Below are 24,005 nucleotides of genomic sequence, written 5' to 3' on the forward strand. Positions count from 1 at the left end.
GGACCGGCAAAAATTATTTCTTGAATGCAATAGGAACTTCCGAATATACATATAAACTGAAAATGTTTTAGAGGAGGAACGTCATTGAACCAACATATACAATTGGAAATGAACCGTCTTGTTGATTGCATAAAACAGGACCAATCCGCTGATGGTTCGTGGAATTATCCCTTTGACACTGGAATAACGGCAGATGCCTATATGATTATATTATTGAAAGTTTTAGATATGGAAGATGCTTCACTTATAGAAGCTTTAGTAAAAAGAATCGAAAGCAGGCAAACGGATAACGGTTCATGGAAACTTTTCCAAGACGAGAAGGATGGTAATGTTACAGTTACGATCGAGGCCTACTATGGCCTTCTTTTTAGCGGACTCCGAAATGAGCGGGATCCACATATGAGGAAAGCCAAACAATTCATTCTTTCCAAGGGTGGAATCAAACAGGCCAAATTGTTAACCAAAATGATGCTTACAGTCACCGGACAATATAAATGGCCCCGCTTTTTCCCCATTCCTCTCGAAGTTGTCTTACTGCCGCCAACCTTCCTCGTCAGCATATTTGATCTTTCCGTATATGGACGGGTCAACCTGATTCCACTGCTTTTACTTGGTCATAAAAAGTTTCAGATCAATACCACGAACACACCTAGTTTAAAAGATTTATTTCAAACAAGGGCGGAACGTTCAGAGGAACATGCATGGGAGGAATATCGTACCGACGAATTTCGATCCTTCTTCTCCAAACTTCAATCAGGTGTCAAAACGTTAATTGGTTATCCGGATTATTTACATTCCTTAGCCTTGGATTCGACGAAAAGGTTTATGCTCGACAGGCTGGAACCAGACGGAACGCTGTACAATTATTTCGGTTCTACCTTTTTCATGATTTTTGCCCTCCTTTCAATTGGGTATTCGAAAAAAGATCCGGTGATTTTAAAAGCGGTTGCTGGTTTGAAGGGAATGGCCTGCTCTGTTGACGGTCACACACATATCCAGTTTACAACGCCCCATGTTTGGAATACCTCCTTAATCAGTTACGCCCTTCAAGAAGCAGGAATCCCATCCAAAGACCAAACTGTTGAGGCCGCAAACCAGTACTTATTGTCGCGCCAGCATTATATGTATGGAGATTGGCTGATTCATAACCCTAACGCAATTCCAGGTGGCTGGGGGTTCTCTGATTTAAATACAATGAATCCGGACGTGGATGATACCACTGCCTCACTGCGTGCGCTGGCTAAACAACTGCAAGAAAAACCGGATAATCGGGACAGCTGGCAGCGTGGCGTCTCCTTCACGATTTCCATGCAAAATGATGATGGCGGATTTCCTGCCTTCGAACGGAATAACGACCATAAATGGCTACATTTCATTCCTGTAGAGGGTTCCAAATATCTCCTGACTGACCCTTCGACAGCCGATTTAACAGGGAGAACGCTGGAATTCCTAGGGAACTATACAAATATGAAGAAGCCTGAAGAAGTCAGCAGAAGAGCGGTGGATTGGCTATTGGAGAACCAGGAGCATGATGGATCCTGGTATGGGCGCTGGGGAATCTGCTATCTATATGGCACATGGTCTGCACTGACTGGAATGAAGGCCGCAGGACAATCCTCTCGACATCCATCGATCCAAAAAGCCATAGCTTGGTTGAAAAAAATTCAAAATAAAGATGGCGGCTGGGGTGAATCTTGTTACAGTGACATCAAGGAACAATATATCCCCCTCGGAACCAGTACCCTGACACATACAGCCTGGGCTGTGGATGCATTGATTTCTCAATCCGATATGCCGACAGCAGAAATTGAAAGCGGCATCTCCTATCTCATCCGTGCCGGTCAACAAGATAGCTGGACCAATGATTATCCAGCTGGGCAGGGAATGGCAGATTTTTTGTATATCCATTATCATAGCTATCGCTATATTTATCCCCTTTTAGCCTTAAGTCATTACAAAAACAAATTTCTGATTGCATAGTCTCATTACAGTGTTTTTAACATATAAACGTGAATATGTGGATTACCTGTGGAAAAGTAGTGAATAACACTGAAAAGTTATCCACAATCCAAGGTTATCCACATTCATTTATCCGGTAAAATGGCTAAAAGCAAGCCATCGATAAAAATTTCCCTTCATTTTTGTTGAATTTTGTCGATTAAATCATTTCGGATATGTAAGAATGATTTGTTTTATGCAAGCTTTGTGGATAGTTTGGGGATGATCACTATTATGTGAAGACTGTATCCAGTTTATCACTATAGAATTCTATGGCCTTCGCATAAGATTGTATTTCTTGATCCTTGGAGGTTTCTGCAATTATCTTCAATAAGGATTCCATTGCAAGATCATGTTGGCCCAAATTATAAAATGCCATGGCCCTGAATACCAATAAAGACTTATCCCCAGGAAACCTCATCAGCCCGGATTCCAATGTCTGTCTTGCTTTTTCATATTCCCCAATGGTGCGATATGTGCTACCTAACCCTAGGTAGGCCCCTTTTGCGTCCTCTTCAGGCAAACCTAATTTGAGGGCAGCTTCATAATAGGGCACCGCCTTTACCTCCCGTCCTAGAATATCCAAACTCCAGGCACACTGATACTGTATGACTGCATCGACGGGGTTTTGCTTTGCCAGATCCATCAATAATCGATTGGATTTTTCGAATTCTTTCTTTCCTCTTAATGAGAGTGCCCTTTCTAAATTCCCCATTGCCATTCCTCCATTGAATAAGATTCCTTAATTGCCCTATTCGCGATGCCTCTATTTAATTCCTTCTTAATCATATATATGTTGGAAAATGGGAAACTAAGCGCCAAACGATCTAGAAGACAGAAATTAATATGATTTTACTTGGAGGTTATTTAATGGGCGGGATTTCAATACCCGTACAAATTCCGCTTCGGTTCATCCTGGCAAGTTAGATTGTTCAAAAAAAAAGGATCTGCCTCATGGCAAATCCATTCATACATTACAGTTCAAGATCATTCATAATTCACCGATCACTCGATTAATTATCCAACTCGGTTTTCAATACTTCTCCCGTGGTGGCATCCACTACTACATCATATTCCTTTTTCCCCTGGTTTATTTCAAACTCGTATACAAGGATGCCATTCTCAGAATCCAGCTCTACATCCGTTATTTGACCATCCACCTTTTTCAAGGCTATCTTTTCAGCTTGATCACTGCTGATTTTTGCCGTTTCCACCGCTTGTTGTGTACTCATTTCCTCCTCATCATCGTCTTCCATCTCCTGAGAAAGAATCTCTCCTTTTTCAGCATCCACGTCTACATCTTGATAGCCTTCTTTCGTCTTAACTGTCATTTCATAGGTCATTGGCTGATCCCAATCCTTTTCAAATTGAGTAACTTCCCCACCTAGTTTTTCTGAAATCATTTTGACAGCCTCGTCCTCTGATAACGCACCCTTATTGACTGCATATACTGCCGTTCCAGCAGCACCGCCGAAAAGCAATACAGTTGCTATGGATACCGTCATGATTACCTTTTTCCTTTGAATGATACTTTCCTTTATTGTGCTCCACTGCTCTTTCATGAATGAATTCCTCCTTTAATTTGTTACCTTAAGAATAACCATTCTTCATGAAACGAACATGAACGCTAGATTAGAATTTGATGAGAAAGAATGATCGTCACCACCGTTCCTTCCCCCACTTCGCTTTGAATCTCCAATTTGCCGTCAAATGACTCGGCAAGTGATTGCGCGATGGAAAGACCGAGTCCATTGCCTCCCGTTTTCCTCGCTCTCGATGAATCCACACGATAAAACCGTTCAAATACATGCGGGAGATGTTCTGGTGATATACCCGGACCTTGATCTTTCACGCCAATGAAAATATCATTTCCCTGCCGTTTTATCATGATTCTTATTCCCGATTCACTGTATTTCATGGCATTGTCCAAAAGGATGACCAATACCTGTTCAAGCTTACTGGATATGCTCATAGCATATATTTCCTTAAACTCGCATTGGATCTTTATTTCACGATTCCCCGTCCGTCTAAACGTTTGGGCAATCTGTTCACAAAATGATATAAGTTCGATTTTTTCCTCCATATCGACTGTAGGTTCCGCTTGGGAAGCCGCCCGCAGAAGATGTTCCGTCAGCTGTTTCATTCGGATCGCTTCATGATGGATCGCCTCCACTGCCTCTTCCTGAATCGCCTCATCCTTCATTCCCCAGCGCTTCAATAGTGAGGAATAGCTCTCAATGACAGTTATCGGTGTTTTCAATTCATGTGAAGCATCCGAAAGGAATTGCTGCTGTTGATTATAATTCCGTTCCAGCCTTTCTATCATCATGTTGAATGAAGCTCCCATTACCTGTAGCTCGTCCTTTGATTGATCCGATAACGGAATCCGTTTGAATTCTCCACTTTTCTCTATATCCATCATTGTCCCGCTCATGATGGAAATTGGTTTAAGAATTTGATTGGCCAGCCACTTACCAGCAAGAATGGATAAAAGAATGACAAAAAGCGATGCACCACCTAATACAAGAGAGAGAGTCGATAAATGATCAAAGAGCGTATCCTGCGGCTGTATGACCTCGATCATCCCTAGCTTCTTTCCTTCTTCGGGATAAGGATGCCGATAAGTCAACATATAGTCCCCGTCAGCCTTCGTGAAATCAAATCCTTTATCGTTAACCGATTGAACCTTAAACCCCTGAAGGTCTTCTTCATCCGTAAATGACTTTATCAACCTTCCATCAGTGTCAAATATCCGCACCATTCCATCGTCTGGGGTATATGGCTCCAATAAATCGGGATCACCGGAAATCAAATCTTTCGTCAGGATATTCTCTTCAATCAACGAAGCTTGATCTTCAAGCAGATCCTGTTCCCTCTCAACCGATATCCAAAAAAAGGCGATTAAAACGATGATACTCAACAATATGAGCATGACGCTTAAAAAAAGACTGGAATACGATTGGATTTTCGTCCGAATCTTCATATTGGCTCCTTCAAGCTATAACCTACACCGCGATAAGTATGTATCAGCTGCAAGTCAAACGGATAATCAATTTTTTTCCGTAAATAACGGATATACACATCAACCACATTCGTATCCCCTACAAAGTCATATCCCCAAACATTGGTCAGGATTTGGTCCCTAGACAATACTTGGTTTTTATTTTGCAAAAGATAAACAAGCAGGTCGAATTCGCGGGAAGTCAGTTCAATCCTTTTGCCATGCCTGAGAATGTCCCTTGTTCCTAAATTTAATTGCAGATCATGAACAATGAGACTATCCGCTTTATCATCAGATTGCGCTTTTCCTGTATTCATACGAAAACAAGCTCGAATTCGGGCCAGCAGTTCCTCAATTTCAAACGGTTTCGTTACATAATCATTTGCACCATGGTCCAGGCCATTCACCTTATCAGGTACGGCATCCCTTGCCGTTAAAAGGATGACTGGTGTTGCGTCATTCTTTTTCCGGTAACGCCTAAGTACTTCTATGCCATTCAACTCGGGCAGCATCACATCCAATAAGATTAAATCCCACTCTTTTGCTTCCGCCTTCTCCAGACCTGCTTTTCCGGTAAAAGCCGATTCAGTTTGATAACCCTCATGTTTAAGTTCCAGTTCTAGGACCCTCGCGATTTTTTCTTCATCTTCTATAATTAAAATCCTTTTATTCATGATTACCACCACCTACCCCTTAGTGTACTGAACAAAAATGAAAATATCATGAGAAATTTAACCCTTCGTATAAAAACCTTATAAAGGCTTTTATTATTTCATTTGCGTTAAGCAAATGCTTCACATGAATTACGCATGAAAGGTCCATGTCCTTTCAATAAAAAGAACCGGATGTGAAAACACACACCCGGTCCTTTTTATTTACCAACCCAATGTTGGTCAATGAATTCATCGCGTCCTGACTTTTCACGGTCCGCTTTATAATCTTCTTTGTTTTTTTTATGATAGTCTTGATGGTATTCCTCTGCAGGATAGAAGGTTTGTGCCGGAAGGATTTCCGTTACAATCGGTTTCTTGAACTTCCCGCTTGCTGCTACCTGTTCTTTTGCTTCATTGGCCAATTTTTCTTGAACTTCATCATGATAGAAGATGGCCGTTAAATACTGACTTCCCCTGTCATGGAATTGACCCCCGTCGTCTGTTGGATCAATCTGCTGCCAATACAGTTCCAGCAGTCTTTCATAAGGGAATAATCGAGGATCGAAAGTGATTTCAACGACTTCATAATGACCCGTTTTTCCCGTCTTCACTTCCTCGTAAGTTGGGTTTTCAACCTGTCCTCCCATATAACCGGATACGATTCCCCCAATTCCGGGTTGTTCTTCAAATGGTGTCACCATGCACCAAAAACAGCCTCCAGCAAATGTAGCTTTTTGCATAATGGTCATCTCCTTCCTATACTAATGAATAAAAATTAATATATCATATCCTAACCCAAACCATGTGTTTTTTGATTCTGATTTACGAAGCCGACATGCTCACGCCAAAAAGGATCTCCCTCTTGGCAAACCCTTTAATCAATCTTTTGACCAGCCTTTTTCCTTGAATCTTACAATCGCTTCAACACGATTACTTACATCCAATTTATCGAGAATCACCGAAATATAATTGCGAACCGTCCCATTAGTCAAATAAAGCTGGCTGGCAATTTCCTTTGTATTCTTACCATCTGCTATCAACTTCAGTACTTGACACTCTCTCTCAGTCAAAGGGTTCTCTTCTTCATAAGCCATATCCACCAGCTCAGGAGCATAAATGCGCCGACCATCCATGATGACACGGATCGAGTTCGCCAATTCCTCACTTGGGCTATCCTTCAGAAGATATCCCCCTACCTCGGCCTTTCTGGCTCTTTCAAAATATCCAGGACGTGCAAAAGTGGTTAAAATGATGACTTTGCATTGATGGCCCTGATTCTTGATCTCTTCTGCTACATCAAGCCCGGTTTTAACTGGCATTTCAATATCCGTAATGCAGATATCCGGCTTTAAACGATTGACGAGATTCATTGCTTCTTCCCCATTGCTCGCTTTTCCGACAACTTCCATATCCTCTTCCAAATCAAGGATAGAACCCAGTGCACCAAGCAGCATCCGCTGGTCTTCAGCAATTACGATTCGAATCAATGTTAATCCCACCTATCCATTATTTTTTATTGCATTCGGAACCCTAATATAGAGAGTGGTTCCATCGGTTGATAGAATATCCAGGCTGCCGTTAACGAATTCAAGCCTTTCTTTCATGCCTTGAAGTCCATTGCCTTTAAAAAACTCTGATTTATGTGAGAGCCCCACTCCATTATCCTGGACTTTGATCGTCACTCCTGTCTGTAATTCTTCTATAACGATATTACAGGAGTCGGCACGGCTATGTTTGATGATATTGGTAACCGCTTCTTTCAAACACATGCTTAAAACCGTTTCAACAAGCAATGGGGTATCTTGCAATTCCGTGGTGCCTTCCAAATTGAAATCTATCTCTGCCGCTTTCAATATTTGTCTGATCCGGATGATTTCATCACTTAGCTTGGCCCCACGCATTTCTGATACCATTTCCCGTACTTCTTTAAGTGCCGTCCTCGCCGTTTGGCGGATATCCTTGATTTCCTTCCTAGCAGAATCCGGATTTAAATCGATCAATTTCCCTGCAAGGTCACTTTTCAAGCCTATCAAAGAAAGCTTTTGACCAAGTGTATCATGTAAATCACGAGCAATACGCTGACGTTCTTCCATTTTGCCAAGCTCGGATATTCTTTTATGTGCATCTTCCAATTGTTCTTCCAGCCTATCCCGTTTATTCCGATTATAAGTGTTGAATGGGAGGAGGATCACGCCAACTACACAAATGAGCATAAAGGGAAATTGCGAAAAGAAGGTAGGATCTTTCATGATGAACCCAATGTTGACTGATACGATGGTAGCTAATAGCTGGATTGAATATAATACGAAAAAACCAACCTTATTTTGAACATTCCCAATAAAGAAGGCTAAAAAAAGTGAAAAGTAAATGTAGCTGAAAAATATGGTCATGGAAATGGATATGACTATTTGTATCGCAGTCCAAACGTATACGGGCCATCCCTTCGAAACGAATGAGAGGCCATATGAAATGAAAAATAAAATGATCATGACGATTCCAAAAACAATTTCCAGCATCGATGAAGATTTAAAAATGAAATAAAAAGGAAGGATACAAAAAATGATCCACACATATGGGCTTAGCCCTGTGTTTTTCGGAAAAATATGATACCAACTTTGCATGGCGCAGCCTCATTTTCTTTTCTTCTAGTATATACTACAGGGTTTTATCAAAAAACCATCCAATGGAAATTGAATGGTTTTTTAATAAACTATTTATTTTTCTTGAAGGCTTGGACGTTTGTTATTGATTCCTACCTTTGGTTTTGTATCGTTTAGACGTTGCTTAATCTCTTTAAAACTTACAAACGTTTTGTTTTCGCCATCATAAAGGCGGAAGCGAAGCGATTTTAAGCTTGAACCAAGAGTGATTGTCGTTGCCTTTTGCAAAGGCAAGGTGGAATCATGGACTTTTTCCAGATTATAGTTTGGTACTCTTGGACTAAGGTGATGCACGTGATGGAAACCGATATTTCCTGTTACCCATTGTAAAATCTTTGGAAGCTTATAATAAGAACTTCCATCAATGGCAGCCTTCACGTAATCCCATTCTGATTCCTCTTCGAAATAAGAATCTTCAAACTGATGCTGTACATAGAACAGCCAGATACCCAATGATCCCGTTACAAAAAGAAGCGGTACTTGGATCATCAAGAATGCCTGCCATCCGATAGCCAAACATAATAAACCATAAATCACAACGATGGCTGCATTGGTCAAATACGTATTCATGCGTTCTTTCTTTCTTGCACCTTTTACATTCAGGCGATTCGATACAAGGAATAGATAAAATGGCCCTAATCCAAACATGACGATCGGATTTCTATATAAACGGTAAGCTAGACGTCCCCAGAATGTTGCAGCTATATATTCATCAACGGTCATGATCCAAATATCTCCTGTACCGCGTTTGTTTAAATTACTGCTGGTTGCATGATGTATGGAATGACTATGCTTCCATTGCTCATACGGAAATAATGTGACGATCCCACTGATTGTACCTAGGATATTGTTCGCTTTCCTGCTTTTGAAGAACGATTGATGACAGCAATCATGGAATATGATGAAGATCCTGACCACGAACCCTGAAGCAAGAACCGAAAAGGCCAGGGTCAGCCAATATGAAATCGATAAGCTTTGATAAGCTAAAAACCATAATAGAAAAAATGGCGGAAAAGTATTTATAAGTTGTTTTACACTTGATTTAATATTGGATTTTTCAAAAGGGGCAACGTCTTTTCTCAATTGTTTTTGATTATGGTTACTCATGATTTCCTCCTCTTAACTCTATATAAAACATGGAGTGTTTATTGGATTGATGAGATTACTTTTTTTGGGGCAGCTTTCATTCATGCCTCGTCAGCGTGTGTTTAATGACACTCTCTTACTTCCTTAAGTATAGGAATAATCACCGTTCATCTGTAGTCATAAACGTCAATGAGCTGGCATGACAATTGTCATATACTTGTCTACCCTTTCACTTTTCACACGTATTTTTTCCCCATTTATCATTTTTACACTTCAAAAAATAATAAATTCATTCAAAATCTCATGTAACATTCCCTACAAATTTCGAATCAACCCCCATCTATTCTCTGCCAGACTATGTACTTGATCCAAAAAAAAACAGATCCGCCATCCGGCGAACCCATTTATATTTTGACGGCATATACCCGTTCAGGCCTTCCTACCGTGCCATATGTTAAATCCGCTTCAATTTTTTCCTCCGACATTAAGTGTTCAAGATAGCGCCTAGCGGTTGTCCTGCTCACGCCCATTTCCTTTGCCACTATTTCTGCAGTTAACCCAACTGATGTTTTTCCCAATACAAGCATCACCTTCTCCAAAGTCATTCTATCGATCCCTTTAGGCAGTGAAATCTGTTCTCCTTCCCTGTTACCATGCACATCCTTTCGCAATAGCTTGTCCACCTGTTGCTGCGTCATGGGAAAATTGCCTTCTTCTAATTCAGACAGTTTCATGTGATACTCTTGATATCGAAGTAGGGACTGCTTGAAACGTTCAAATACGACAGGCTTGATTATATAATCAAATATGCCAATCTTGATGGCTTCCTGGACTTTTTCGATCTCTTTTGCCGCCGTTATCATAATGACATCACTTTGTTTGCTTTGCTGCTTGATTTCTTTTAGGATATCGAGGCCATTCATATCCGGAAAATACATATCGAGCAGTAATAGATCCGGCTGCATGATTTCAATGAAGCTTTTGGCCTCGACATAACTTGACGCAATCCCTATCGTTTGAAACCCCTCAATCTTTTCGATGAATAGCTTCTGTATCTCGGCAATCCGTAAATCATCTTCTACGATTAAAACTTCTATATCACGAACGGCTTTCATTTAATCACCCCTTTTTTTTGGTATGGCTACAGTAAAGATCGTATATTCCGCTTCTTTCGTTGAAAAAGTGATGGATCCTCCCAATCCATCAATCGCTTCCTGAACAAGGCTCAGGCCGATACCTGAATTGGTTTGATGGCTTTTCGTCGTAAAACCGTTTAGGAAAATTTGTTCCGCAATTTCTGGATCCATCCCTTTTCCATTGTCCTCCACTTCAATGATCAACTCTTTACCTAAGTCCGTGACGAACAACGATACCTTTTTTTCCTCCCTTTTGTTTTCCCTCACAGCTTCGAAGGCATTGTTGATCAGGTTACCGATGATCGTCACTAATAAATCACGATTTATCTCCGACGGAATATCTTTAAAACTGCTCTCTCTATCAACTGTAAAATCAATTTTCAGCTCACTGGCTAAACTTACTTTCCCTAAGATGAACCCGGCAATAATCGGATCGGGCACTTCCTTCATCAGAAAGTGAATGAACCCTTGGGTAACATCGACTTCCTTCGAAATAAAATCTATCGCTTCTTTATAGGACTCCAGTTGAATCAGACCAAGAAGAGTATAGAGCCGATTGGAATATTCATGCGTCTGCGCCCTTAACCCCTCTGCATACGCCTTTACATGGGAAAGCTCCTGAAGTAGGTTGGATAGTTCGGATTTATTCCTCAAACTCGCGACAGCGCCGATGACTTCTCCGTGTTTATTTAGAATGGGAATGCGGCTAGCCAAAAAAATTTCACCGTCAATCATAAATTCCTGATCATATTCTGCCTGTGCTGTGCTGACTACATCAAGCAGATGTGTATGTGTAATGACTTCTTCAATTTTTCTCCCGCGAAGCTCAACACCTTTAGGAATATGAAGGAATTTATGCGCAGTCTCATTGACAACAGTGATTTTCCCATGTACATCAATGGCGATGATTCCTTCATGAATCGACTCCAAAATGGCATGTTTCTCTTGAAACATCCAAGCAATCTCTTTCGGCTCCAGCCCTAATATCGCCTTTTTTATATTTATGGAAATGAAGAAGGCTATTAATAAACCGCCTATTAAAATAAAAGAAATGGTCCAAAGTATCTTTCTTTGTATACTGGACACTTCTTTTTCAATATCGTTCTGAAGGTAACCGACAGAAACTACCCCCATTACTTTTCCGTCTGCCATTATCGGGGACTTCCCCCTTATGGAAGGACCCAATGTTCCGGTTGACTCCGTGATGATGGATTTCCCATTCCAAACCTCGGCGTTATCTCCCCCTACCATTTTCTTTCCAATCAAGTTTGGATCAGGATGGGACAGGCGCTTTTCATTCTCATCTCCTATAACAATGAATTCCGCGTCAATCTGCCTGCGAATTTTTTCTGCCATGGGCTGGATGATTACAGAAGGATTATCCGTTCGAAAAGCCTGGTGAATTTCAGGCAGCAAAGAAATGGTCTGGGCAACCGATAATGCCTTTTCCCCTGTTTCCTGCTTCAGGTTACTTTCCAGGATATTTATAAAAATAACTTCAAAGATTCCACCGATTAAGATGATTAACGTACAGATGCCCAGCATCAGCTTAGTATGTAAACGCATTCAACCACCTCTTCTTACATCATATAAAAAAAAACCCCTTTGAAAAAGGAGTTTTTTCGAAACATTCAGAAAACGTCATTCATTAACCTTCTATATTGATGACAACATCTTTCCCTCGTTTCTTAAGTAATACCGGAATGAGCAGCCATAGTGCCGTTATAATTAGGAAGGCAAGTGAAAGCGGCCTAGTGAAAAACAAGCTGTAATCCCCATCGGATATGGTCAAGGCCCTGCGCATATTGTTTTCTATCATCGGTCCTAATACCAACCCCAATACCAATGGCGCGATTGGGTAATCATTTTTACTCAAGAAATATCCCAAAACCCCGCATCCTAATAATAGCAATAAATCATAAGTGGATACTTGTACGGCATATACACCAAAGATGGAAATCGCGATAATGATTGGAATCAAGTACTTCTTGGGCGTTTCAATGATTTTCGCAAAAACCTTAACGAGCGGGAGATTAAGGATAAGGAGCATCAGATTCCCAATGAACATACTGGCGATCAGTCCCCAAGCTACCTGAGGGTGATCTTCGAATAATAATGGACCAGGTTGAACATTGTACATCATGAGCGCGCCCATTAAGATGGCTGTTGTACCGGAACCCGGTATCCCCAGGGTCAATAGTGGAATCATCGCTCCGCCAGACGCCGCATTATTGGCCGTTTCAGGACCGGCCACCCCAGCAATCTCCCCCGTACCAAATTTCTCGGGTTTTTTTGAAATGCGTTTTTCCATAAGATATGAGAAGAAAGAAGCAAGAGTCGCCCCTGCACCTGGCAGGATTCCTACAAAGAAGCCCAAAAGCGATCCCCGGGCAATGGGACCAGCAGATTCCTTGAACTCCTCTTTGGAAGGAATCAAATTATTGATCTTCGCAATTTCCCCATCGTCCTCTTCTTTTTCCAATATCGTCTTGAAAACTTCTCCAAGGGCGAATAAACCTACTGCAATCGTCAGGAATTCGATCCCTTGATACAGCCAAGGAAGGTCAAAGGTAAAACGGGCGATCCCGGATACATTATCAATTCCTATCGTCCCGATCAACAAACCGCAGACGGTCATGATCAGTGCCTTGGTTACGGATTTCCCCGCCAGGCCACTGACAGCCGCAAGGCCTAGAAGCATGAGCGAAAAATACTCAGCCGGCCCGAATTTAATGGCAATCGTCGATAATGGCTGAGCTAACGCAATCATGGCGATAAGGGTGACGATCCCTCCAACGAAGGAACCGATGGCTGAAATGGATAATGCACTCCCCGCCCTGCCCTTCTTTGCCATTTGGTAGCCATCCAAAGTGGTGACGACAGAAGAGGATTCGCCAGGTGTATTTAATAGAATGGACGTTGTCGACCCTCCATACATTGCTCCATAATAAACACCTGCAAGTAAAATGATGGCGCTGGTCGCCGCTTGCTCCGGTGGAAGTCCGCCTGTGATCGATGCGGTTACCGGAATTAAAAGAGCCACACCGCTCATCGGCCCGATTCCCGGCAAAACGCCTACAGCGGTACCGATCAATACTCCGACAAATGCAAAAAGTATGTTATACCAAGTAAGTGCCGCTTCAAATCCTTGTAATAAATAATCAAAAGTTCCCACTTCCCATCCCCCTTCCTCTTATGAAAACCAGATTGGCCAACCCGGCAGTGTTCCCTTTAAAACATTCACGAATAAGAAATAGATGATTCCGGAAAATCCTGCGGAAATGATGAGGGATGTCACCCATTTATTCCGTTCCATCGTTTGAAAGCAAACAAACAAAAAGAGAAAAGTCGTAATGACATACCCTATCGTTTCCAATGTCAAAATATAAAGTAAGGTTGAGAGAAAAATGATGATGAACGGCTTATACTCCAGCTTTTCCTTTCTCGATTCTTGTCTCTTGCTCCGATATGCCTCATAGAACAGGCGTATACTTAAAGCAGAAAGAACAAGTCCTAGTACAAATGGAAAAATATCCGGCCCTACCGAACTTCCATATGACGAGCTGGCAAGCTTCCTGCTTCCTATCATAAACAGCACTCCAACAGCCAGAAAGGCTACAGATGCAAAGCGATCAAATTTCACGTCCATCCTGGTCCCTCCATTTCAGAAAATAAGAAGAAGGTGAAAGCACCTCCTTCCTCCCCATTATTTTTCCATGCCTAAAGCTTCTAATAATTGCTGCACTTGTTTCTCCTGTTCTTCTAAAAACTTACCGAATTCTTCACTATTTTTATATTCTTGTTCCCATCCTTGAACTTCCACTTCCTTCTTCCATTCAGAAGTTTCTACTAACTTCGCAATGGAGTTGTCCCAAAATGTTTTCGCCTCTTCAGACATATTCTGAGGTCCAAATACGCCTCTCCAAATCGTGAATTCCGCATCTACCCCTTGCTCTTTTGCCGTCGGTATGTCTTTCAGATCTCCACCAAGACGCTCCGTCGAGGTTACGGCCAGCACTCTGATCTTTCCTGCTTTTAAGAATTCCCTGACGCTGGAGGCATCCGTTCCGATTACATCTGCATTCCCTCCAAGCAATGCCGTAATCGCTTCCCCTCCGCCGTCGTAGGAGACATATTTAAGCTTAGTTGGATCCAATCCATATTCATATGCTGGAAGAATGGAAATCAAATGATCCATGGATCCCGGAGCCGACCCTCCAGCAAAAGTTAACTTACGCGGATCTTTCTTCACCACTTCCAACACGGATTTCAAATCCTTGAATTCAGAATCCTCCTTTACCACTATCGCTCCATAATCTCTTGTCAGCTGTGCCAAAGGAGTCGTATTTTTATATCCATATGGACTGTTGCCCTCTTTTTTAAGATTATTGATGATGACAGGCGGTGAGTTCACGAAAAGCATGTCGTTATTATCCGCTTGCTGTGTTGCATAATCCGCCATGAAGACAGCACCCCCGCCACCAGGTTTGTTTTCGACGGTTAAAGGCTGGTTCACCAGTTTTGTCTCACCTAAGACCTTCGTAAATGAACGGGCTGTTAAATCCCATCCTCCACCTGCGCCCGAAGGAGCGACGATCGTTATGGCTTTTTTCGGATAACCTGTACTTTCTTTCTTTTCGCCTGATGTATCCGAACTACTGCCACATGCACCTAAACTTAAAGCTAACGAACTTGCCAATAGTACCGCAGAAATCTTTTTACGAGAAAACATATGAATCCCCCTTTTGAAAGCGTTTTCTTAATTCTACAAAAATATCTTGTTTTTCTTTAATTATTAAACTAAACTGCATAAATTCCATAATCTTCATATTGTTCATAAAGTTTTATAGCAGGAAAAGGGGAAAAAGACTGCCCATTAAGAGCAGTCCAACTAGAATAGAATTTTTGAAAGATATACGACCAACGTTACCGTTATACTGCTAAATAAAGTGGACATCAAGACCGCCTGCGCCGCATACTCCGGGTGGTTGCCATACTCCAAAGCGAATAATGCGCTATTTCTTGATGTTGGAAATGAGCTCGCGATAAATAACCCTTGAGCCACAGTCCCCTCCAAACCAAGCATGAGGATGATCAGGAATGCAATGGATGGTGAGAGTATTAAGCGTCCAATCAAGCTAAGGATAAGCGGAAGCGGGAAATGGGTTATTTTCAAGTAAGCACTCTGTGCACCCAATGTAATCAGGGCAATGGCTATGAATGCACTCGCGATATTATCAATTGGGGTCCATAAAAACAGAGGAATATCGAAAGAAGCCTCGTGTAATAGGAAACCGAGCAAGAGAGCATAAATGACGGGGTTCTTCAAGAACTCGCGCATGGCACCCTTTGCACTTTTTGTATGGACGGAAACGGAATTCATCAATCCATAGGTATAACTCAATAGATTTTGAAAGATGATCACGATGACTTGGATTGACAGACCAAGAGGATTGGAATGAAAAACCATCTGGCTGACGGGGAGGCCGAAATTGGCTGAGTTATTTAGGACCACACTATTTTTAAACGTGGCAGAAAGACTTTGATCAAACTTGGCGAGTTTGGCAATCACTGTACTCACTATGATGAGACTTCCAGCTTGCAGAGCAAGGAAGCCAAATATCTGGACGATCATTCCCCCACCCATATTGCTATGATATATATTGACAAAGCTAATGGCCGGCATGAGCAGGAAATGATTCAATTTAGATAACGTATTCATATCCAGGTTGAATTTACGATGAAGAATGGCCCCCGCCCCTATAAGGAAAAAGACCGGCACAATGACATTCAATACGATTAGAAACAGGACACTCATTTGACTACTCTCCATTCCTTAGGCAAACCTCCGTTGATTTACATCTCCCATCTATCATAATGCCGAGAAACCCATAATTAAAATACCAAAAATTTATCGTTAACGATTCAAAAATGGAATGACAAAAAAAGCACAGAAGTTTCTGTGCCTTTTTAAATATCCTTCATGAAATCGACGTCCTTGACAAATTGGACAAACTCTTTTACCAGCCTTAATTCCAGCGACTTTTCATGATATAACATCCACGTATTCCTAATAAGCAGATTTCCTTGCTTATCCTTCAAATCCATTTGACGGAGATTTTGGTCTTTCTCCAATAAAACACTAGGAAGGATTCCATATCCCAGCCCATTCTTGACCATTTCTTTGCATGTATCCCCTTTGTCCACTTCCATTCCTACCAAAGGCGGCCCTGAAAAATTGTCTCTCCACCAATTATCGATCATTGTTTTTAAAAGGGCATCTGTCCCATAATCAATCCTCGGCAATGAGGGAAGGTCCCGGACTTCGATTTTTTCCTTGGAAGCAATACAAATCGTTTCCTCAAAAAGATGATGCCTTGATCCTGCCCATTGATAGTCCCCCCTGACAATCCCGACATGGACTTCTTCCTTGTAAATGAGGTTCAATACTTCCTTGCTCCAACCTGTAGTCACATGGAAATCCACTTTAGGATATCGCTCACGAAATAATTTCAAAAGGCCGGGCAATTTATGCAGCGTAATATAATTGGACACACCCAACCGTAATGTTCCACTGATCTCCTGTCCCATATTGAACGCTGTCTCTTTTATCTGCCGGAGCCTGATCAGCATCTCATCTGCACAAATGGCCAAGTAATCCCCTTGGGGGGTGAACTGGACCCCTCTTGTTCCCCGCTCAACAATCTTTAAATTGAATTCCTTCTCCATTTGTTGAATTCGTTTCGTTAAAGAAGGTTGCGAGATATATAAACTTTGCGCCGTTTTAGTAATATTTTTGTGCTTGTGTAGCACCTTTAAAATATGCCAATCCCTTTCATTCATAGCCCTTCCCCCTGATACCGATTTTCCTGTTTGTTTTATTAAACTTACCATAAATGGTGTTGGATATATCCTTTTACAAAGTAAAAAAAGCCCCAACCATGCAGGCAAGGACCTTTCCATAATCGCATTCTCTTGCCCATTCAAGCGGGGGATGCTCAGTCATTCATTTAAATGAATTCTCTCAGGGCAAGTATAGATATTCATGGAATCATTACGAATGAATCCGACCGTGGTAATTCCCAATCCTTCTGCCAACTCCAAAGCCAATTCCGTTGGAGCGGATTTCGAGAGTATCAGTTCACAGCCAATCTTCGCCACTTTCAATAGAATTTCCGATGAAATCCTGCCACTGAACACGATGGCTTTTCCTTCTATCGAAATACCATTTTTCAAGCAATGACCATATATTTTGTCCAAGGCGTTATGCCGCCCGATGTCCATCCTGCTTAATACGAGGCCATCGACATCACATAATGCAGCATTATGGACTCCGCCCGTATTCTGAAACGTGACAGCAGAATTTTGTAAGTCCTTCATCAAGCGGAAGCAATCATCAGGTGTTAGTTTTACCGATACATTATCCATTTTCTTGGCAGTCAACGCATCATTCACAAAGACGAAACCTTGTCTGCTCATCCCGCAGCAAGACGTAATATATCGCTTATTTTGAAAGTCCTGGTAGTAAGGGTTCACTTTATCTGTCTTCACATGAACAAAGCCCTCTTTTTCCTGGACCCAGATTTCTTTTATCTCTTCATATCTTTTGATGATGCCTTCAGAAGCCAAATAGCCAATCACCATATCTTCGATGTACTCCGGTGTGCAAACCATCGTAACGAATTCCTGGCCATTTATTTTCACTGTAACAGGAAACTCCGTTACGATCGTATCTTCCATTCGCTCCATGTTGCCTTTGGTAATCCGGATGATATCCCTCTTCATCTCAATCGCTTTCACGCTTCCACTCCTTTTTAATGTCCAGGAGCCAATCGACCATTGGTAAGGAACATCGATTTACCATACCCGGTCAATGCCCGTTTAGTTTATCCGCTATATTCTTATCAAATACGAATACGGAAATCGCTATGTTCTCTTTAACTTTGATGTCTGTAAACAAATGGACCAGATTAGCTCCAATCAGTTCTTCCATTCCATCAGGAGGACTCTCTGAATACACATCCTGAATCATTTTGGTTCGGGCAGAATGGACCATATCCCTTCCTTCCTCTGATCTTGATATGAACATTTCCGTTGGAGTCAAATTCCCATATAATGTAGAAACGGCCATATTTTCGACGAAAACCGTGTGTATGCGTTCCGGACCTTTCCCGAATAGTTCCTTGCGAAGCTTGCGGATCATATCATTGAACTCATGAATTACTTTTGACAAATTAACCTCACTCCAAATCAAGGAATTTTCTTCTTCTTAATTGTCTTATCATAAATCAACAAAAAACTAAAGAAATTTGGAAGTTGCAGCTCTTATACAGGATTGTTTCTTTCTGGAATTAAAGGTATAATATCAGTGATGAAAGTTGGGTATGCAATATTGTATTGTTGTGTCCCTATCTTTTTCAATACCTATACATAATGGTATGATTGGTATATTGGCAAGTTTTGCTATTAAACTATTCCACCATGACTTACACAACCGTTTTAGAGCCGGAGGTGTAATCATGGTGGTTTTTTTACGTGTTTTCAGCTCTAGAAGGGGGAGATATTATGAGCGATTCGCATATTACTATAAAAATTAATGGGTTTGACCATACGGCAAAAAACGGATCAACAATCCTTGAAGTTATCAATCAAAATGAGATAGCCCATCCGCAAATTTGTTATGTCCCTGAAGTGGATCCAATCCAAACATGTGACACTTGTATCGTCGAGGTGGACGGGAAGCTCGTCCGATCATGTTCGACAGTGGCAGTGAGCGGCATGGATATAGCCTTGGACTCAAGGAAGGCAAAAGAAGCCCAAACCGAAGCAATGGACCGGATCCTGGAAAATCATTCATTATACTGTACAGTATGTGATAATAATAATGGAAATTGCACACTTCATAACACGGCAGAATTAATGGAAATCGAGCATCAAAAATATCCTTATACACCGAAAGTGGAATTGGGTGACGTCGATATGTCCCATCCATTTTACCGCTATGATGCCAATCAATGCATTGCATGCGGTCAATGCGTCGAAGTCTGCCAAAATCTACAGGTCAATGAGACACTTTCCATCGACTGGGAAGCAGATCGCCCTCGGGTAATCTGGGATGAAGGAACGGAAATCAACAACTCATCATGTGTAGGCTGCGGACAGTGTGTCACCATTTGTCCTTGTAATGCTTTAATGGAAAAATCAATGCTGGGTGAGGCCGGTTTCATGTCAGGTTTGAAAAGCGACATGCTTGAACCCATGATTGACCTTGTTAAAGAAGTGGAACCTGGATACAGTGGAATTTTTGCCATATCGGAAATTGAAGCGGCAATGCGCGATACACGGACGAAGAAAACAAAAACGGTTTGTACGTTCTGTGGGGTAGGTTGCTCATTTGAAGTTTGGACAAAAGGCCGTAAGATCCTTAAAGTCCAACCTACTCATGAAGCCCCGGTTAATGCCATTTCCACATGTGTTAAAGGAAAATTCGGCTGGGACTTCGTAAACTCCGAAAAACGCTTGACTAAGCCCCTGATTCGTAAAAATGGGAAATTCGTTGAATCAAGCTGGGATGAAGCACTTGATTTGGTTGCCTCAAGATTTAGTTCGATCAAGCAACAGCACGGCGGTAATTCAGTCGGCTTCATTTCTTCATCCAAGATCACGAATGAAGAAAACTATGTGATACAAAAATTGGCACGACAAGTTTTCGAGACGAATAACGTCGACAATTGCTCCCGTTATTGTCAATCACCAGCAACAGACGGATTGTTCCGTACAGTCGGAATGGGTGGAGATGCTGGCACGATTAAAGATATCGCTGCGGCAGGACTTGTCATCATCGTCGGGGCTAACCCTGCAGAAGGCCACCCGGTATTAGCAACACGAGTTAAGCGGGCACATAAACTTCATGGTCAAAAACTGATTGTTTCAGATCTCCGGAAAAACGAAATGGCAGAGCGTTCTGATATCTTTATGAGACCAAAGCAAGGTACGGACCAAGTATGGCTTATGGCCGTTACAAAATACATGATCGATCAAGGCTGGCATGATCAAGAATTCATCAATGAAAATGTGAATTTCTTCGACGATTATAAAGACATCCTTAAAAAATATACTCTGGAATATGCAGAACAAAACACAGGAATTTCAAAAGAAACACTAATTCAAGTAGCTGAAACGATTCGTGATGCTGACGGGACTTGCATCCTTTGGGGAATGGGGGTAACACAAAACACTGGTGGTTCCGATACTTCCGCTGCAATTTCCAACCTTTTACTAGCTACAGGAAACTACCGCCGTCCAGGAGCTGGAGCGTATCCACTTCGCGGCCATAACAATGTACAAGGAGCTTGTGATATGGGTACCCTTCCAACATGGCTTCCAGGATATCAGCATATTTCTGATGATGCAGCACGGGCTAAATTCGAAAAAGCATATGGAGTAAAAATTGATGGAAAACCGGGTATGAACAATATCGAAATGCTTCACGCAATTGAAAAAGGCGATATGAAAGCGATGTACCTTGTCGGTGAAGATATGGCACTTGTCGATTCTGATGCCAACCACGTTCATAACGTATTATCAAGCTTGGATTTCTTTGTTGTTCAAGATATCTTCCTTTCCAGAACCGCACAATATGCAGACGTCGTATTACCAGGAGTACCATCTCTCGAAAAGGATGGAACGTTTACCAATACGGAGCGCCGTGTACAGCGTTTATACCAAGCACTGCCTACTACAGGAGAAGCTAAAGCAGACTGGTGGATCACCCAAGAGATTGCTAAACGCTTAGGAGCGGATTGGAACTACAATCACCCTAGTGAAATCTATGCGGAAATGGCAAGCCTGTCTCCACTATTCAGTGGAGCGAACTATGAAGTTCTTGAAGGCTGGAACAGCTTCTTATGGGGAAGCCATGATGGCACCAGCACGCCGCTTCTTTATGTGGATGGCTTCAACTTCCCTGATAAGAAAGCACGTTTTGCTCTATCTGATTGGGTGGAACCTGCTCAATTCCCAGAGGAATATGATCTTCATATCAACAATGGACGTATGCTTGAACATTTCCATGAAGGAAATATGACGAATAAATCAAAGGGCATTCAATCTAAAGTACCTGATATATTCGTTGAGGTTTCTCCCGAGCTTGCAAAAGAGCGTAAAGTCAGTGATGGCGGGCTTGTTCGCTTGGCGTCACCATTCGGAGCGGTTAAAGTAAAGGTTCTGATTACAGACCGAGTACAAGCAAATGAGCTTTTTTTGCCAATGAACTCAGTGGATAAAGACTCAGCCATTAATTTCTTGACAGGCCCTGTGTATGATAACCGTACAAGTACTCCTGCTTACAAACAAACGATGGTACGCATGGAAGTATTAAGTGCAAGCGGAGATATCCCACTGCCTGGTACCAACCCACGGAATAAAAAACGTCATCCCCAAAATGGTGTCGAGGTTGAACGTAAGTGGGCTCGTCCAGGGTATGTTCACTTAACGGATAAATAACAAGGAGGGTGAAAAGGTCATGGCAGCTCCCATTACGGAAATCCATAATCCCATTACTGAGGAAGAAATAAAGCTACAAAAACTAGAAGAACTAAAAACGCTGATCACCAATAATGAAGATGCGTTAAACAATATGTTCAAAATTGTCAATGAACTGAATGACTCAGGAGTATTCGAAGCCGCGACCTCCATGCTTCAAGGAAAAGAACAAATTGCAAAAATCGCGCTTCAACAAGTCACAAGACAACCCGTAACAAACCTGATCAATACCCTTATGGGTGCAACAGGAGCCTTGATGAACGCCGATGCCGCACAATCCACGAAACTGCTAAACAGTGCATTGGCGGGAATCGATGAAGGAAACAAATTTCTCCAGGCCAATAAGAAAATCGGCGTGTTAGATTTAATGAAAACGTTGAATGATCCCGACATAAACCGGGCAATCGGTTTTGGCGTCCACTTCCTAAAGGGAATGGGTAAGGAATTGAAAGAATAGAATCGGAATCTTTTCTCAAGTGACTATCCCCAAAAGTCAATTTCTCTCAACAAATAGAAAAAGGACTCAAAAGAAGTTCATACTTATTTTGAGTCTTTTTTCTATAAATATAGGGAAATTAAATGAAGGAATAGTATCTTAACTATTCGGCCAGATTGTTTCACTCATCAAAAAACAGGCTGTACACCCTCCCCTTATTCGCACCACGGCTTGTCAGGTTCAATGATTGCAAAATCCTCGTTGCACTGGATGCGGAGGATATGTTTAAAAAATCCCTCAACTGCCGATTCGTTATACTCGAGCCTATTAGAAAAAAATAATCTCGTAAAGCCTGGATATGTGCATCTTTACTGGATAGTTGGCATTGATTGCAAAGCCATGTGCCATGCCTTCTAAATAACTGATTCCCCCGACAATTCCCACATATCACTCCCTTGATAAGTTCTTCTTCGGTAAGATTGTATCGTTCCAGAATGGATGAGACGGCTTCGGTATGATGCTTATTTATGATCCGAACTACTTTCTTTAAGTCTTTTTCACCTAAAATGGAATCTGTAATGGAATCCTCCATTACGTTGATTCTTGAAGGCAACACATCGGGATGAATAACTTTGTATTGGAGTTTACGGTTTTCAGGAGATGTACGAATGATCGTTTGGGGATTACTGATAACAACCAAAGAAAGGATAGGTAGTGAGGGAAAGCCATTTTTCAAGAACCAATTCTTCAACTGGGATTGCTGGCGGCTGACTTGAATGAGGGGATCTGGAAATGCCGTCTCTTTTCCATCTTTCGTTCGAATGAGCTGATTGAAATGCGGATCAAAATAGATCATACCAGCTATATTCTTCACTTCAATAATAAGGGCAAATTTCTTCGAGATTAATAAGGTATCCAGTTGAAAAAAACGGGATTGTTCCTGCAGCCTTAAATCGTGGAAGATAAAGTATCTTTTCGAATCAAGAAAGCTTAGCGGAAAGTCAATGGAACTTTCCCCTTTATAGCCCGCTTCCCTTTTATTGAGATCATTCACGATTGAGGAGATTTTAGGATGATTCGGAGGAAGCCTGCGCACTAAAGCACGTAATTTAAGGATAGTAAGGGGGACTTTTCGTTGTTTTACAATCAATATTCATCACTCCAATCTTGGTTTCTCCCAAATGATTCTACAGCAGAAGCGAATATTCCTTTAAATGATGACGATTGTACAATTTATCTGCGAATTTGGGAATATATCTTCGAAAATGGAGATATATCTGCGAAAACTCCTGATTTATCTGCGAATTATGCGATTTATCGATTTTTCGACAAAAACAAATAAAAAAACGAATACCTAATCCTTATAGGGGTACCGCCAACATTCCGCGTTTATCTGACGGTACCCCATATACAAAAAGGCTCCCTCCAAATGCCAGTCTGTGTTTTCTACGAACAGCTGATTAAGGACACAGCGTGCTATTCAACGCAGGG

Annotated in this window: 22 protein-coding genes; 4 read left to right on the plus strand and 18 right to left on the minus strand. The window is 41.7% G+C overall.

The features are described 5' to 3' along the window. Positions 1-84: 84 nt before the first annotated feature. Positions 85-1,980 (plus strand): squalene--hopene cyclase, encoded by a 1,896-nt coding sequence (gene shc, locus ACQKMH_RS17255; RefSeq protein WP_427588706.1) that lies wholly within the window; start codon positions 85-87, stop codon positions 1,978-1,980. Between the two features lie 250 nt (positions 1,981-2,230). On the opposite strand, the gene ACQKMH_RS17260 is transcribed toward shc, so the two are convergent. From ACQKMH_RS17260 to ACQKMH_RS17340, 17 genes are all read right to left on the minus strand, one after another. Next, complete coding sequence (locus ACQKMH_RS17260) at positions 2,231-2,713, minus strand: tetratricopeptide repeat protein (RefSeq protein ID WP_427588707.1); 483 nt, start codon at positions 2,711-2,713, stop codon at positions 2,231-2,233. A gap of 298 nt (positions 2,714-3,011) precedes the next feature. Then, complete coding sequence (locus tag ACQKMH_RS17265; RefSeq protein ID WP_427588708.1) at positions 3,012-3,560, minus strand: PepSY domain-containing protein; 549 nt, start codon at positions 3,558-3,560, stop codon at positions 3,012-3,014. A 65-nt stretch (positions 3,561-3,625) separates the two neighbouring features. Next, on the minus strand, positions 3,626-4,981 hold the full coding sequence (locus ACQKMH_RS17270; protein ID WP_427588709.1) for an ATP-binding protein: 1,356 nt from the start codon (positions 4,979-4,981) through the stop codon (positions 3,626-3,628). Beyond that, on the minus strand, positions 4,978-5,673 hold the full coding sequence (locus tag ACQKMH_RS17275; RefSeq protein WP_427588710.1) for a response regulator transcription factor: 696 nt from the start codon (positions 5,671-5,673) through the stop codon (positions 4,978-4,980). Before ACQKMH_RS17275 ends, ACQKMH_RS17270 begins: the two co-directional genes overlap by 4 nt. 197 nt (positions 5,674-5,870) lie before the next feature. Beyond that, positions 5,871-6,392 (minus strand): peptide-methionine (S)-S-oxide reductase MsrA, encoded by a 522-nt coding sequence (gene msrA / locus ACQKMH_RS17280; RefSeq protein WP_427588711.1) that lies wholly within the window; start codon positions 6,390-6,392, stop codon positions 5,871-5,873. Positions 6,393-6,530: 138 nt separating this feature from the next. Next, positions 6,531-7,139, minus strand: coding sequence for a response regulator transcription factor (locus ACQKMH_RS17285; protein ID WP_230158970.1), 609 nt, complete (start codon positions 7,137-7,139; stop codon positions 6,531-6,533). 12 nt (positions 7,140-7,151) lie between these two features. Continuing rightward, positions 7,152-8,273 carry a sensor histidine kinase gene (locus ACQKMH_RS17290; protein WP_427588712.1) on the minus strand — a complete coding sequence of 374 codons (1,122 nt, stop codon included), beginning with the start codon at positions 8,271-8,273 and terminating at the stop codon, positions 7,152-7,154. 93 nt (positions 8,274-8,366) lie between these two features. After that, positions 8,367-9,419, minus strand: coding sequence for a fatty acid desaturase (locus tag ACQKMH_RS17295; protein ID WP_427588713.1), 1,053 nt, complete (start codon positions 9,417-9,419; stop codon positions 8,367-8,369). 383 nt (positions 9,420-9,802) lie between these two features. Further along, the gene (locus tag ACQKMH_RS17300) at positions 9,803-10,513 is read right to left on the minus strand and encodes a response regulator (protein WP_427588714.1); all 711 of its coding nucleotides are present in this window, start codon (positions 10,511-10,513) and stop codon (positions 9,803-9,805) included. Next, on the minus strand, positions 10,514-12,100 hold the full coding sequence (locus ACQKMH_RS17305; protein ID WP_427588715.1) for an ATP-binding protein: 1,587 nt from the start codon (positions 12,098-12,100) through the stop codon (positions 10,514-10,516). It abuts the gene before it with no gap. Between the two features lie 82 nt (positions 12,101-12,182). Further along, positions 12,183-13,709, minus strand: coding sequence for a tripartite tricarboxylate transporter permease (locus ACQKMH_RS17310; protein ID WP_427588716.1), 1,527 nt, complete (start codon positions 13,707-13,709; stop codon positions 12,183-12,185). 18 nt (positions 13,710-13,727) lie between these two features. Then, positions 13,728-14,183, minus strand: a complete 456-nt coding sequence (locus ACQKMH_RS17315; RefSeq protein ID WP_427588717.1) for a tripartite tricarboxylate transporter TctB family protein — start codon at positions 14,181-14,183, stop codon at positions 13,728-13,730. Positions 14,184-14,240: 57 nt separating this feature from the next. After that, complete coding sequence (locus ACQKMH_RS17320; RefSeq protein WP_427588718.1) at positions 14,241-15,266, minus strand: tripartite tricarboxylate transporter substrate binding protein; 1,026 nt, start codon at positions 15,264-15,266, stop codon at positions 14,241-14,243. A gap of 159 nt (positions 15,267-15,425) precedes the next feature. Then, positions 15,426-16,352: an AEC family transporter gene (locus ACQKMH_RS17325; RefSeq protein ID WP_427589000.1), complete on the minus strand. Its 927-nt coding sequence runs from the start codon at positions 16,350-16,352 to the stop codon at positions 15,426-15,428. Between the two features lie 152 nt (positions 16,353-16,504). Next, the gene (locus tag ACQKMH_RS17330; protein ID WP_427588719.1) at positions 16,505-17,377 is read right to left on the minus strand and encodes a LysR family transcriptional regulator; all 873 of its coding nucleotides are present in this window, start codon (positions 17,375-17,377) and stop codon (positions 16,505-16,507) included. 159 nt (positions 17,378-17,536) lie between these two features. Continuing rightward, positions 17,537-18,319 (minus strand): formate dehydrogenase accessory sulfurtransferase FdhD, encoded by a 783-nt coding sequence (gene fdhD, locus ACQKMH_RS17335; RefSeq protein WP_427589001.1) that lies wholly within the window; start codon positions 18,317-18,319, stop codon positions 17,537-17,539. 85 nt (positions 18,320-18,404) lie between these two features. Continuing rightward, positions 18,405-18,767, minus strand: a complete 363-nt coding sequence (locus ACQKMH_RS17340) for a DUF2294 domain-containing protein (RefSeq protein ID WP_427588720.1) — start codon at positions 18,765-18,767, stop codon at positions 18,405-18,407. Between the two features lie 332 nt (positions 18,768-19,099). Between ACQKMH_RS17340 and fdhF the strand changes: the two genes are divergently transcribed. Together fdhF and ACQKMH_RS17350 are read left to right on the plus strand one after the other, a co-directional pair. Continuing rightward, positions 19,100-22,039 carry a formate dehydrogenase subunit alpha gene (gene fdhF / locus ACQKMH_RS17345; protein WP_427588721.1) on the plus strand — a complete coding sequence of 980 codons (2,940 nt, stop codon included), beginning with the start codon at positions 19,100-19,102 and terminating at the stop codon, positions 22,037-22,039. A 19-nt stretch (positions 22,040-22,058) separates the two neighbouring features. After that, the gene (locus tag ACQKMH_RS17350) at positions 22,059-22,535 is read left to right on the plus strand and encodes a DUF1641 domain-containing protein (RefSeq protein WP_427588722.1); all 477 of its coding nucleotides are present in this window, start codon (positions 22,059-22,061) and stop codon (positions 22,533-22,535) included. A gap of 160 nt (positions 22,536-22,695) precedes the next feature. Here the strand turns inward: ACQKMH_RS17350 and ACQKMH_RS17355 are convergent, their stop codons facing one another. Beyond that, complete coding sequence (locus ACQKMH_RS17355; RefSeq protein ID WP_427588723.1) at positions 22,696-23,664, minus strand: nuclease-related domain-containing protein; 969 nt, start codon at positions 23,662-23,664, stop codon at positions 22,696-22,698. Between ACQKMH_RS17355 and ACQKMH_RS17360 the strand changes: the two genes are divergently transcribed. After that, on the plus strand, positions 23,650-23,856 hold the full coding sequence (locus ACQKMH_RS17360; RefSeq protein WP_427588724.1) for a hypothetical protein: 207 nt from the start codon (positions 23,650-23,652) through the stop codon (positions 23,854-23,856). The two genes, ACQKMH_RS17355 and ACQKMH_RS17360, sit on opposite strands and share 15 nt — an antisense overlap. Positions 23,857-24,005 lie beyond the last annotated feature (149 nt).

The organism is Peribacillus sp. NPDC097895 (assembly GCF_050277555.1).
In the GTDB taxonomy this organism is placed as follows: Bacteria; Bacillota; Bacilli; order Bacillales; family DSM-1321; genus Peribacillus.